9 protein-coding genes are annotated in these 13,643 nt (G+C 69.3%); 6 read left to right on the forward strand and 3 right to left on the reverse strand.

Going from position 1 to position 13,643, the window contains the following annotated elements:
* The first annotated feature begins 61 nt into the window (after positions 1-61).
* Entirely contained in the window at positions 62-952 is an 891-nt protein-coding gene (locus ACNFOC_RS39000; protein ID WP_416963748.1) for a GNAT family N-acetyltransferase, read from the forward strand.
* Here the strand turns inward: ACNFOC_RS39000 and ACNFOC_RS39005 are convergent.
* Positions 928-1,506: a TIGR03086 family metal-binding protein gene (locus ACNFOC_RS39005; protein WP_416963749.1), complete on the reverse strand. Its 579-nt coding sequence runs from the start codon at positions 1,504-1,506 to the stop codon at positions 928-930. The two genes, ACNFOC_RS39000 and ACNFOC_RS39005, sit on opposite strands and share 25 nt — an antisense overlap.
* Before the next feature lie 140 nt (positions 1,507-1,646).
* Between ACNFOC_RS39005 and ACNFOC_RS39010 the strand changes: the two genes are divergently transcribed.
* Positions 1,647-3,149 (forward strand): sulfatase family protein, encoded by a 1,503-nt coding sequence (locus ACNFOC_RS39010; RefSeq protein ID WP_416963750.1) that lies wholly within the window; start codon positions 1,647-1,649, stop codon positions 3,147-3,149.
* On the opposite strand, the gene ACNFOC_RS39015 is transcribed toward ACNFOC_RS39010, so the two are convergent.
* On the reverse strand, positions 3,146-4,054 hold the full coding sequence (locus ACNFOC_RS39015; protein WP_416963751.1) for a rhomboid-like protein: 909 nt from the start codon (positions 4,052-4,054) through the stop codon (positions 3,146-3,148). The genes ACNFOC_RS39010 and ACNFOC_RS39015 overlap by 4 nt on opposite strands.
* A gap of 131 nt (positions 4,055-4,185) precedes the next feature.
* Here ACNFOC_RS39015 and ACNFOC_RS39020 point away from each other — a divergent pair, with 131 nt between their 5' ends.
* From ACNFOC_RS39020 to ACNFOC_RS39035, 4 genes are all read left to right on the forward strand, one after another.
* Positions 4,186-4,863 (forward strand): spermine/spermidine synthase domain-containing protein, encoded by a 678-nt coding sequence (locus ACNFOC_RS39020; RefSeq protein ID WP_416963752.1) that lies wholly within the window; start codon positions 4,186-4,188, stop codon positions 4,861-4,863.
* Positions 4,864-4,976: 113 nt separating this feature from the next.
* A complete protein-coding gene (locus ACNFOC_RS39025; RefSeq protein WP_033282112.1) occupies positions 4,977-5,717 on the forward strand; it encodes a response regulator transcription factor in 741 nt (246 codons plus the stop codon).
* Entirely contained in the window at positions 5,714-6,820 is a 1,107-nt protein-coding gene (locus ACNFOC_RS39030; protein ID WP_416963753.1) for a sensor histidine kinase, read from the forward strand. Before ACNFOC_RS39025 ends, ACNFOC_RS39030 begins: the two co-directional genes overlap by 4 nt.
* A 281-nt stretch (positions 6,821-7,101) precedes the next feature.
* Positions 7,102-10,926 (forward strand): multifunctional oxoglutarate decarboxylase/oxoglutarate dehydrogenase thiamine pyrophosphate-binding subunit/dihydrolipoyllysine-residue succinyltransferase subunit, encoded by a 3,825-nt coding sequence (locus ACNFOC_RS39035; RefSeq protein WP_416963754.1) that lies wholly within the window; start codon positions 7,102-7,104, stop codon positions 10,924-10,926.
* 79 nt (positions 10,927-11,005) lie between these two features.
* Here the strand turns inward: ACNFOC_RS39035 and ACNFOC_RS39040 are convergent.
* Positions 11,006-13,643: VMAP-C domain-containing protein (locus ACNFOC_RS39040; protein WP_416963755.1), on the reverse strand; the 2,638-nt coding region annotated here is incomplete at its 5' end.

A 13,643-nucleotide genomic window follows, 5' to 3' on the forward strand; every position in this document is an offset into this window, starting at 1 on the left:
GCCCCCAACTCACCGCCCTCCTACGCCACATCAAGACCACCACCCCCCGTACCGTCACCCCGTGACAGAACCGGAAACCGAGACCGAGACCCAGACCCTTCTCGCCGCCTACGACGAACAACTGCGCGCCACCCCTCCCATTCCGCCGGCAGGCGTGACGTACGAGAAGGACGGGCCGCTGTTGCGGACGGTCGGGCAGATTCGGGGGTTCGTGAGCGGGGCGCGTGACCTCGGGGTGTACGGGGCCGAGCTCGACGCGCTGATCGTCCGGCAGCAGGACTTCTTCGCGGCGCGCGGGGAGACCATGGAGTGGCGGACCCGCGCCCATGACATCCCGGCCGACGTCCCGGACCGGCTGCGCGCGGCGGGGTTCGTGGCCGAGGAACCGGCGACCGTGCTGATCGGGCGGGCCGCGGAACTGGCCGTAGGGGAGCCCGTGCTGCCGGAGGGGGTCACGGTTCGCCGGGTCAGCGCCGAGTCGGATCTGCGGCGGCTCGGGGCCCTCCAGTCGGCCGTCTGGGGCGGGGACCTGGACTGGCTGGCCACCGATCTGCTCGGCCGGATCGCCGCCGCTCCGGACGAGATGGCCGTCTATCTCGTCGAGGCGGAGGGCGAGGTGGTCTGCACGGCCTGGCTCGCCTTCCGGCCGGGGACGGAGTTCGCCAGCTTGCTGGGCGGCTCGACACTCGCCGCGTGGCGCGGCAAGGGCATCTACCGCGCCCTCGTCACCATTCGGGCCGCCGTCGCCGCCGCTCGCGGAGTGCCGTATCTCCACGTGGACGCCTCGGACGACAGCGCACCCATCCTGCGCCGCCTGGGCTTCCGCGCGGTCACGACGACCACGCGGTACGTGTGGTCACCGGACCGAGCAGATCAACCGGGCCAACCGGATCAGGCGGATCAGGCGGATCAGGCGGATCAGGCGGATCAGGCGAGCGTGCGGCCCAAGTAGGCCAGCAGTTGCCCGTGCGGGGCCGCGCCCGGCGGAGGCTGGACCTCGGGGCCGAAGACACCCGGCACGCGGTACGCGTCGAAGCCGCCCAGGCCGTGCATGACCGACAGGAGTTCCTCGCACAACTCCTCGTCCACCGACGCCTGTTGGCCCGTCGCCACCGCCAGGTCCACGCCGTGGACGCAGACCTCCGTGAAGTGGATCAGCGCGGCCATCGGGCCCGGCAGCGCGCCGAGCGAGATGTGGACGGTGGTGTCGAGGGCGCCGGGGCGGTTCCAGGCCGTGCGATCCGCCTCCGCCGCCTCGGTGTACGCGGCTTTCGGGTCGGTGCCCAACCAGTCGGACTCGTGGTCGGCGCCCGGGGCGGTGCCGTTCAGCTCGGCGGTGAAGATGCGCATGCCGCCCACCGTGTGATTGAGGACGGCTCGGGCGTCCCACTCCGCGCACGGGGTGATGTTCGCCCACTGACCCTCGGCAACTCCCGTCACCACTACGCCAGTTGCCTCGATCGCCCGCTCTATCCGCCGTACCGTATTCGTATTCGTATCCGTCACCCGGACCTCCCCCGTCCAAGACCGCGATCAGCTCGCCACGCCATCGCTACACCCCCGCAACGGCATTCACAGCCAACTACAGCAAAATGCAAGCGGATTCACAGCCAACGGGCTGTGCGTACGGGGACATGGGGGATGCGATGGGCGACGACGTGGGTGAGGGGCAGGAGCGGCGCGGGCCCGGCAGGCGGGCCGTCGTGGCCGGAGCCGCCGTGGTCGCGACGGCGGCGGCGATCCCGGTGACCGTCCTCGCCGTGAAGGGCGACAAGAAGTCCCCGGCAGGCGAACCTGCCGCACCCGTACGGAACTTGACCTCACCGTCGCCGTCCCCGCACACCCGCGCCCGCGGCGACGACCGTCCCAACATCCTCGTCGTCGTCACCGACGACCAGCCCAAGGACACCGACTGGGCGATCCCGGGGACCGTCGACTGGCTCGGCGGCCACGGGGTCACCTTCGAGCGGGCGCACGCCAACACCCCGCTGTGCGCGCCCTCCCGCGCCTCGATCATGTCGGGCCGGTACGCGCACAACCACGGCGTCCTGGACACCCGCCACCCCTACCACCTGGACCAACACACCACGGTCCAGCGGCAGTTGCACGACTCCGGTTACCGCACAGGCCTGTTCGGCAAGTACCTCAACTACTGGCACACCGGCGACAACCCGCCCCACTTCGACGAGTGGCTGCTCCAGGAACCGGTGGCGTACTACAACGGCCACTACAACGACGGCGGGACCGTCCGGAACATCCCCGGCTACAACACCACCGTCATCAAGGACCGCGCCCTCGCCTTCATCGACGGGTCACGGACCGACCGGCGGCCGTGGTTCGCCTACGTCGCCACGCGCAGCGCCCACGAGTTCAACATCCCGGAGAAGAAGTACGCCGACACGCGGGTGCCGGAGTGGGCCGGGCGGCCGTCCGTCTTCGAGAGCGACAAGGACGACAAACCCGCGTTCCTCCGCAAGGCGAAGCACGGTCTGGCCGCCGGACAGGCCCTGCGCGCCCGCCAGTTGAGGACCCTGCTGTCTGTGGACGACGCGATGCGCGACTTCCGCGACAAGCTGCGGGCGCTCGGCCAGCTGGAGAACACGCTCGTGCTGTACACCAGCGATCACGGGCTGTGCTGGGGCGACCACGGCTGGCTGCGCAAGTCGGTGCCGTACCGGCCGAGTCTGGAGGTGCCGTTCCATCTGTCCTGGCCGGCCCGGGGTCTCGACCGGGGCACCTCGGACGACCGTCTCGCCGGTCACGTCGACATCGCGCCCACCCTCCTCGACGCGGCCGGCGTCACCCCGGACACCCCGCACGACGGGCACTCGCTCCTCGGCACCGGCGACCGGGACCATCTGCTCGCCGAGTGGTGGTGGAACCGGCAGGACAAGGAACCGATCCACACCTGGGCGACGTACATCGGCAAGTCCGAGCAGTACACGGAGTACTACCGCACCCGCCTCGACAAGAACGGCCTGGCGACGAACGGCGACGGCAAGGTGCTCTTCCGCGAGTACTACGACCTGCGCGCCGACCCCTACCAGCTCACCAACAAGCTGCACGAGGCAACCGCCGGGCAGGAAGCCCGACTTGGCATCCCGGCGCTGGCGAAGAAGCTGAACGCGGCCAGGCAGGCGGGGAGTTAGACCCGGGCGGCCTCGACCCGAGCCGTACCGACCCGGGCCCGGGTCACCCTCACGGCCCGCTGCCGGCGCCGTATCAGCGGCCAGGTCGCGATGCCTATCGCGAGCGAGATCAGGTGGCCCCAGTTCGTCATGGGGTCGGTGTACGCGATCAGGGCCGCGACCAGCGACCAGCCGAACAGGCCGATCAGCGGCAGCCCGAGCCACGGCCTGAGCAGACCGCCCAGCGCTCCTATGCTCGTGGCGACGCCGAAGCTGATGCCGTAGTCGAGGCGGTGGAGCGAGCTGTCGGGGAGGTGACCCGCCAACACCGCGATTCCCACGGTCCCTTCGGTCGCGAGCGTGGCCAGGATGTGCCCGGACAGGAACACCCCGGCGGCCCGCACCCCGCCGATCCGCCGCTCCAGCGCGGTCAGCACGAGCAGGAAGAGGACCGCGTACGGCGACACCATCCCGCCCACGATCCACAGCGCGCTGGCGATCAGCACGAGGAACGGGTCGCGGAGCAGGTGGGCGACATCGGTGCTGGAGGCCTGGTGGAGTTGGTTCACGAGCGCGGGATCGGCGTACTGCGCGACGAGCGAGGTGACGACGAGCAGCACGCCGTAACAGAAGGTGAACGGCGTCCCGGTGGGCGTGGGCAGCAGCCGCCAGGGGTGGAGGCTGCGCAGCGCGGCCAGGGCTCGCGGTTCCGCGGGAACGGCCGGGGTCGACGCGGAGACGGACACCGCCGCCGGACGGGGACCCGAAAGGCCCAACTCCCTGCCCGCGTCCAGCGCTTCCCGCTGTCTCGGCATCGCGTCCAACAGCCCGGAATCCAGGGGCGAGGCCGACCCGGGTTCCTCGGCTAGAGGCCCGCCCGAAGGCGCGGCGGTGGCCTGGGTGTCGGCCGTCGCGATCCGTTCCACGGTGAGGCGCTCCTTCCGTTTCACCCCACCCTTCGCCGTCCCACCTGCCGCTGTCTATGACCGACGCCACGCGAGAGCCGATTCACAGCAACCCGAAAGCCTTCTTACGCGTCCGCGGGTACCGTGCGGTGATGACCACCGCGTACGACACCCCCGTTGTCCTGGACCGTCGCGAGGGCCCCTTCGGCGAGGTAGTGCTGCGCCGGCACGGGGAGTTGCTCCAGATCATCGCCAACGGGTGCTTCCTGATGGACACCTCGGACGGCCGCTCGGAGCGGCTGCTGGTCGACGCCGCGTACGACGCCCTCGACGGGCGCCCGGAACCTGCCGTGTTGATCGGCGGACTCGGCGTCGGCTTCTCCCTCGCGCACGCCGCCGCCGACTCGCGATGGGGCCGGATCACAGTTGTCGAACGGGAGCCCGCGATCGTCGAATGGCACCGTTCAGGGCCGCTGTCGGCGCTCTCCGCGGCCGCTCTCGCCGACCCGCGGACCGACATTGTGAAAATGGACCTAGTCGCATTCGTCAATGAGACTTGCGCCACTTTCGACGCGCTCTGCCTCGACATCGACAACGGCCCCGGCTGGACCGTCACCGAGGGCAACGACAGCCTGTACTCACCGGCCGGACTGGCAAGCTGCGCAAGGGTGTTGAGACCAGGCGGGGTACTCGCCGTATGGTCGGCGCAGCCCTCTCCGGAATTTGAACGAACCTTACGGAATGCCGGGTTCAAACAGGTGCGTACCGAAGAGATCCCCGTTGCCCGAGGAGTTCCCGACGTCGTGCACCTCGCTGTACGACCTGGATAGCAAAGGCGACGTCACTCCCCGTACTCTGCTTCCCTGACGCAGATCATTCAAGCGTCAAGCGCAGTCATGGGATCACCCCACTGGTTCCGGAAAGCACACTTCAGGGGCGGGCGATGGAGCAGACACACACCTCCCACAACGGTACGGCCACGGCCACGCCGGGCGCACAGCGCCGGGTGCTCGTGGTCGAGGACGACCCGACGATCGTCGACGCCATCGCGGCCCGTCTGCGTGCCGAGGGATTTCTCGTACAGACCGCGGGCGACGGGCCGTCGGCCGTCGACACCGCCGAGGCCTGGCAGCCCGATCTGCTGATCCTCGACATCATGCTGCCCGGCTTCGACGGGCTGGAGGTCTGCCGCCGTGTGCAGGCCGCCCGCCCGGTGCCGGTGCTGATGCTCACGGCGCGCGACGACGAGACCGACATGCTGGTCGGACTCGGGGTCGGCGCCGACGACTACATGACCAAGCCGTTCTCGATGCGGGAGCTGGCGGCGCGGGTGCACGTCCTGCTGCGCCGTGTGGAGCGTGCCGTGGTGGCCGCGTCCACCCCGCGCTCGGGCATCCTGCGGCTCGGCGAGCTGGAGATCGACCACGCGCAGCGCCGGGTACGGGTGCGCAGCGAGGACGTGCATCTCACGCCCACCGAGTTCGACCTGCTGGTGTGCCTGGCGAACACCCCGCGTGCCGTGCTCTCGCGCGAGCAGCTGCTCGCCGAGGTGTGGGACTGGGCGGACGCCTCCGGCACGCGTACCGTCGACAGCCACATCAAGGCACTGCGCCGGAAGATCGGCGCCGAGCGGATCCGCACGGTGCACGGCGTGGGCTACGCACTGGAGACACCGACGCCATGAGCGAAGGGCCGACGTCACGGAGGAGCCCCGGGGAGCCCTGGGGCGGCGTACGCCCGTTCTCGATCAAGACCAAGCTGGGCGCGCTGGTGGTCATCGCGGTGCTCATCACCACCGGGCTGATGATGATCGCCATGCGCACGGCGACGGAACTGCGCTTCATCACGGTCTTCTCGATGATCGCCACACTGCTGATAACGCAGTTCGTGGCCCATTCGCTCACCGCGCCGCTGGACGAGATGAACACGGTGGCCCGGTCCATCTCGCGCGGTGACTACACGCGCCGGGTGCGCGAGAACCGCCGTGACGAACTGGGCGACCTGGCCGCGACGATCAACGTCATGGCCGACGAGCTGGAGGCCCAGGAGCGCCAGCGCAAGGAACTCGTCGCGAACGTCTCGCACGAGCTGCGCACCCCCATCGCGGGCCTGCGCGCCGTACTGGAGAACGTCGTCGACGGCGTTTCGGCCGCCGATCCGGAGACCATGCGGACGGCGCTGAAGCAGACGGAGCGCCTCGGCCGGCTGGTCGAGACGCTGCTCGACCTCTCCCGCCTGGACAACGGCGTCGTACCGCTGAAGACCCGCCGCTTCGAGGTGTGGCCGTATCTCTCGGGCGTGCTCAAGGAGGCCAACATGGTCGCCTCCGCGCGCGCGGGCATCGCGTCGGGCTCGGGGAGTCACACGCGCACGGACGTCCATCTGCACCTGGACGTGTCCCCGCCGGAGCTGACCGCGCTCGCGGACCCGGAGCGCATCCACCAGGTCGTCGCCAACCTGATCGACAACGCGGTCAAGCACAGCCCCGCGCACGGCCGGGTGACGGTCAAGGCTCGGCGCGGGTCGCTGCCCCAGTCGCTGGAGCTGGAGGTCCTGGACGAGGGACCCGGCATCCCGAAGTCGCAGTGGGCGCACATCTTCGAGCGGTTCAACCGGGGAGCGGTCAGCTCGCCGCACGGACCGGGCAGCGACGGCGGTACGGGCCTCGGCCTGGCGATCGCCCGCTGGGCGGTGGATCTGCACGGCGGCCGGATCGGTGTGGCCGAATCCGACCGTGGGTGCAGGATTATCGTCACCCTCCCGGGACTGTCTTCCGTGCCAAGTTGACGTAAAGTTCGAACCGGAGTCCCAAGATCCACGACGGTCCGCGCTGACGGACACGTGTGATCAGGCACAGGCCCGCGCCATCGGCGCGTCCGGCCCGCATCGACGCGCCCCTTCCGTAGCGGAACCACGCTTGTTTCCCGCCATTCCAGCGCTCGAAACACACTTTCCGGTGTGACTTACACGACGATGGACCGGCCCGACCTGACCTTGGCGGTCATGGGGGCGTAGCCTTAATTCCCGCTGTCCATCACCTTGTGAAGCGGAAGAGGGCGGTTGCCGCCGTGTCGTCACAGTCCCCCAGTAACTCGACCATCTCGACCGAGTCCGACCAAGCCGCGGGTAAGAATCCCGCGGCGGCGTTCGGGCCCAACGAGTGGCTCGTCGACGAGATCTATCAGCAGTACCTCCAGGATCCGAACTCGGTAGACCGAGCCTGGTGGGACTTCTTCGCCGACTACAAGCCGGGCGCGGCTGCCGCCCCGACCTCGACTTCGGCGGGTTCTGCGGCCGCGGGGGCCGTAGGAACCACCCCGGCCCAGGCGGCACCCGCCGCCCCGGCTCCGGCTCCGGCCGCTCCCGCCACGCCCGCGCCCGCCGCTCCGGCGGTCCCCGCGCCGGCGCCCGCAGCCGCCGCTCCGGCGCCGGTGAAGGCCGTAGCCCCGGCTCCCGCGCCTGCGAAGGCGGCGGCCCCGGCCGCTCAGCCGAAGAAGGCGGAGCCCGCGACCGAGGCCGCAGGTGGCCCGGAGTTCATCACGCTGCGCGGTCCCGCCGCCGCGGTCGCGAAGAACATGAACGCTTCGGTCGAGGTGCCCACCGCCACGTCGGTGCGCGCGGTCCCGGTCAAGCTGCTCTTCGACAACCGCATCGTCATCAACAACCACCTGAAGCGTGCCCGGGGCGGGAAGATCTCCTTCACCCACCTCATCGGCTACGCGATGGTGCAGGCCATCAAGGCCATGCCGTCGATGAACTACTCGTTCGTCGAGAAGGACGGCAAGCCGACCCTGGTCAAGCCGGAGCACGTCAACTTCGGTCTCGCCATCGACCTGGTGAAGCCCAACGGCGACCGCCAGCTCGTCGTCGCCGGCATCAAGAAGGCCGAGACGCTGAACTTCTTCGAGTTCTGGCAGGCCTACGAGGACATCGTCCGCCGCGCCCGCGACGGCAAGCTGACGATGGATGACTTCACGGGCGTCACCGTGTCGTTGACCAACCCCGGCGGCCTCGGCACCGTCCACTCGGTCCCCCGCCTGATGCCCGGTCAGTCGGTCATCATGGGCGTCGGCTCGATGGACTACCCCGCCGAGTTCCAGGGCACGAGCCAGGACACCCTCAACAAGCTCGGCATCTCGAAGGTCATGACGCTCACGTCGACCTACGACCACCGGGTCATCCAGGGCGCCGCCTCCGGCGAGTTCCTGCGGATCGTCGCGAACCTCCTGCTCGGCGAGAGCGGCTTCTACGACGAGATCTTCGAGGCGCTGCGCATCCCGTACGAGCCGGTCCGCTGGCTCAAGGACATCGACGCGTCGCACGACAACGACGTGACGAAGGCCGCCCGCGTCTTCGAGCTGATCCACTCCTACCGAGTGCGCGGCCACGTCATGGCCGACACCGACCCGCTGGAGTACCGCCAGCGCAAGCACCCCGACCTGGACATCACCGAGCACGGCCTCACCCTGTGGGACCTGGAGCGGGAGTTCGCGGTCGGCGGCTTCGCCGGCAAGTCCCTGATGAAGCTGCGCGACATCCTCGGCGTGCTGCGCGACTCTTACTGCCGCACCACCGGCATCGAGTTCATGCACATCCAGGACCCGAAGCAGCGCAAGTGGATCCAGGACCGCATCGAGCGCTCGCACTCCAAGCCGGAGCGCGAGGAGCAACTGCGCATCCTGCGCCGCCTGAACGCGGCGGAGGCCTTCGAGACCTTCCTCCAGACGAAGTACGTCGGCCAGAAGCGCTTCTCGCTGGAGGGCGGCGAGTCCGTCATCCCCCTCCTCGACGCGGTCATCGACAGCGCGGCCGAGTCGCGCCTCGACGAGGTCGTCATCGGCATGGCCCACCGCGGCCGCCTCAACGTTCTCGCGAACATCGTCGGCAAGTCGTACGCCCAGATCTTCCGCGAGTTCGAGGGCAACCTCGACCCGAAGTCGATGCACGGCTCCGGCGACGTGAAGTACCACCTGGGCGCCAAGGGCACGTTCACCGGCCTGGACGGCGAGCAGATCAAGGTCACCCTCGCGGCGAACCCGTCCCACCTGGAGACGGTCGACCCGATCATCGAGGGCATCGTCCGCGCCCGCCAGGACATCATCAACAAGGGCGGCACGGACTTCACGGTCCTCCCGCTCGCCCTACACGGTGACGCGGCCTTCGCGGGCCAGGGCGTGGTGGCCGAGACGCTCAACATGTCGCAGCTGCGCGGCTACCGCACCGGCGGCACGATCCACATCGTCATCAACAACCAGGTCGGCTTCACGGCCGCCCCGGAGTCGTCGCGGTCGTCGATGTACGCGACGGACGTGGCGAGGATGATCGAGGCCCCGATCTTCCACGTGAACGGCGACGATCCGGAGGCCGTGGTCCGCGTGGCCCGCCTGGCCTTCGAGTTCCGTCAGGCGTTCAACAAGGACGTGGTGATCGACCTCATCTGCTACCGCCGCCGCGGTCACAACGAGTCGGACAACCCGGCCTTCACCCAGCCCCTGATGTACGACCTGATCGACAAGAAGCGCTCGGTGCGCAAGCTCTACACCGAGTCGCTGATCGGTCGTGGCGACATCACCCTGGAAGAGGCCGAACAAGCCCTCCAGGACTACCAGGGCCAGCTGGAGAAGGTCTTCACGGAGGTCCGCGAGGCGACGGCCCAGCCGGGTACGGCGCCGATGTCGGACCCGCAGGCGGAGTTCCCGGTCGCGGTCTCGACGGCGATCTCCTCGGAGGTCGTGAAGCGGATCGCCGAGTCCCAGGTCAACATCCCGGACACCTTCCACGTCCACCCGCGCCTGCTGCCCCAGTTGCAGCGCCGGGCGACGATGGTCGAGGACGGGACGATCGACTGGGGCATGGGCGAGACGCTCGCGATCGGCTCCCTCCTCCTGGAGGGCACCCCGGTCCGCCTCTCCGGCCAGGACTCCCGCCGAGGCACGTTCGGCCAGCGTCACGCGGTCCTCATCGACCGTCAGACGGGCGAGGACTACACCCCGCTCCAGTACCTCTCCGAGGAGCAGGCGCGCTACAACGTCTACGACTCGCTCCTCTCCGAGTACGCGGTCATGGGCTTCGAGTACGGCTACTCGCTGGCCCGCCCCGACGCGCTCGTGATGTGGGAGGCGCAGTTCGGCGACTTCGTCAACGGCGCGCAGAGCGTGGTCGACGAGTACATCTCGGCGGCGGAGCAGAAGTGGGGCCAGACGTCCGGCGTCACGCTCCTGCTCCCCCACGGCTACGAGGGCCAGGGCCCGGACCACTCCTCGGCTCGCGTGGAGCGCTTCCTCCAGCTCTGCGCGCAGAACAACATGACGGTCGCGATGCCGACGCTTCCCTCGAACTACTTCCACCTCCTGCGGTGGCAGGTGCACAACCCGCACCACAAGCCGCTGGTGGTCTTCACCCCGAAGTCGATGCTGCGCCTCAAGGCCGCCGCGTCGAAGACGGAGGAGTTCACGACGGGCCAGTTCCGCCCGGTCATCGGCGACGCGTCGGTGACGGACCCGGCGGCCGTCCGCAAGGTCGTCTTCGTCACGGGCAAGCTGTACTACGACCTGGACGCCGAGCGGATCAAGCGCGGCTCCACGGACACGGCGATCATCCGCCTCGAGCGGCTGTACCCGCTGCCCGGTGCCGAGGTCCAGGCCGAGATCGCCAAGTACCCGAACGCCGAGAAGTACCTCTGGGCCCAGGAGGAGCCGGCCAACCAGGGCGCCTGGCCGTTCATCGCCCTGAACCTGATCGACCACCTGGACCTGGCGGTCGGCGCGGACGTACCCCACGGCGAGCGCCTGCGGCGGATCTCCCGCCCGCACGGCTCGTCCCCGGCGGTGGGGTCGGCCAAGCGGCATCAGGCTGAGCAGGAGCAATTGGTTCGGGAGGTGTTCGAGGCGTGAGCCTCTGACATCGCCGACACCGCTTACCCAAAGGACCGGCCCCACCACCTTGTTGAGGTGGTGGGGCCGGCTTCTTGCTTCAGGGGGCCTCCAACGGCCGCGGCGGGGGCACCAGTTCCGGCGGGTCGTAGAAGAGGGTGATCCAGCGGGACCAGGACGTCGGTTCCTCCGCGAAGGCACGGACACGGATGTCTCGTACGCGTTCCAGCAGTTGACCGACCCAACCGACCTCTTCCAGCAGGGCGCCCACTTGTTCATGGAATTCGCGGCAGTCCGCATCGTCGTGCTGGCGGCTCCACAACATGACGGGGTAGCCGAGGCGGATCGCGGCGTCGGCGAAGGGAGACATCTCCTGGGCACCGTGCCAGCAGAAGTACGGGACGGTCATCGCGGGAGCGTTCGTCAGGCGCGCGTACAAGTCCGCCTCGTCCCGGATGCCGGCGAGCGAAAGCCCCTGGAGCGTGCCGTGACTGACACCGGCCCACCTCGCTCGGTGCTCCGGCAGCACCTGGCCACGCTCAAGGCTGCGGACCGCGACAGCACGGTCCAGTGCGAAGGGCACGTCGTCCGAGGAACTCCACCAGTTCTCGACCGGCGTGTTCAGAAGGGTCCTGGGGAGGGACCAGAAGAGCGGCGCCGAACCCTCAAGTCCGTCCGCCTGCCGGAACGCCCGGTTCAGGGGTTCCGCCAGGAACGCTTGAACACTCTCGGCAGGTACGCCCGCCTGCTCCGACAGCGGCATCCACTCGCCACCCGCCCTCACCATCACCCGCAGTTCGAAACGATGGGGGTCCCAGGCAGGGTTGACGACCTCGACGAGGACGGCCGAAGCCAATTCGCTCCTCTCCAGCACGGCCGTGATGTCCTGTGAACGCGTCGACTGGTCCTCCAGCAGCGTCTCCTTCGCCCGCTCCACCCAGGACCGCAGCCTCGCCAGGGGCTGCGCGGGCCCGGGCAACTCGGCCCAGACCCGCGCGGCGTACAGCGCCACCGCCCCGAGACCGCGCTCCTGGTGGTGCGCGATCCCCACTCCTTCCCGCCAGCTGTGCGGAGCGTACGGGCTCAGCCGGGCGGCGATCTTCCGCCGATCCGTCAGTTCCAGCACCTGCTCGGGGCCGGTGGGCGGCGGCAACTCCGCAAGGATCGCGTAGAGTTCGGCCCGCCATTCGGGGGTGAAATCCCGTTGCTGCCAGGTGTCGCGGAGCAGTTCGTCCTGTATGTCGATCCAGCTGGTCACGTGCGTATCGCCGTAGCGGCGCCAGTGATGGCGATCGTGCGCGGTGATGACCTCGTGCCACATGGGGGCATCTCCGATGGTCGCCACGGGAACGGAGAGTGCACCACCCCTGCCCTCGGGGCGGAGCCCTACCACGCCGATGACAGCGCCCTGGCGTGGATCGAAGACCGCGCCACCCTCGCTGAGCGCGGTCAGCGAGGCGCCCCCCAGGCGCAGGCTGCTCCCCTCCAGGCCCACGAGCTCACTGACGGTGGACGAGCCCTCCTGCCTGACCGGGCCGGCGGCCTGCACGAGAACCTCACCGGGTGAGGGGAACGGCTGGTCGGAGAGCCACACGCAGTGCTCTTCGAGTGCGTCCGGTACCCGGAGCAGTTCCAAGTCGCCCGAGCGGTGCACCCGTTCGATCCGCAACCGGCGTCCGTCGTACGTAGCGACGCCCGCGCCCGGCTCCGCCCCCCAGTCCGTCCCGGTCGACGTCAGAGCCCAGCCCGGAGCGACGAAGAACCCGCTCACGCCGGGCCTTCCGTCCCACTTCTCGACCCGGACCAAGGCCTTTCGCAGGAGTTCTTCGCCCACGGGCCGCGCATCGCCACGCAGGGGCCCCACCCGCAGCACCGGAACGTGCTCCGCCCAGTCCTCGTTGCGCGAGGTGATCACCACGTGCTTGTACCCGGTCCGGGACAGCACTTCCACGGCGTTCTCCATGGCGTCCCAGCCGTCGAGGACGATCAGGCAACGGTGCTCCGGCACCCGCTGTGCCTCTGCCAGGACGCGTGTCACCCGATTCGCCACCTTGCCCGGCACAACGTCGGCGTCGATCCACCACACCCCGTCGTATTCGCTCCGCCACCGGTGCACGTACTCCGTCACCACCTGCGTTTTGCCCATCCCAGGGCCGCCGAGCAGCGTGCACACGCCCGGGTGGACCTCGTTGCGAAGAAGCACCTGCCGCAGCTCGTCCAGCAGTTCCTCGCGCCCGGTGATGCGGGGATTGCGCAACGGCACCCCGCTCCAGATCGGCAGTGGGTCGTCGGGGAAGCCCGCGGGCATGTGTGCGGGAGAAGCTTGGATTCCCAGGTGGACGAGGAGAGCTCGGATCGCCGCGTCCCGGTCCAGCGGGCGCAGGGACACGGACTCGAAGTCTCCTGCCGTGTCCGAGAGTTCGTCCTCCCCGACCTCGACCAACACGACCCGGCTGCCCTGATCGGCGACCAACTCGCGCAGCGTCTCCGGTTCCCGAGCTCCGTACAGGTCTAGCTGGAACAACAACCGGTCGCTGATCAGCACCACCACTCGGTCGGCCGACTCAAGGGCCGTTTGCACCACGTCCGTCAGCGACAGCTGCGCGGCGAGCCAGCGTTCGAGGACCGTCCGGTGTCCGCAGGCTTCCAGCACACCGGCCGCCCAGACGGCCCACGCCAGCGCCGACTCGACGAGCCCGCGGAGCCGGTCCACGATCGAGTCGCGGTTGCGCTCCAAT

This window comes from Streptomyces colwelliae, from assembly GCF_048158785.1.
Classification (GTDB): Bacteria; Actinomycetota; Actinomycetes; order Streptomycetales; family Streptomycetaceae; genus Streptomyces.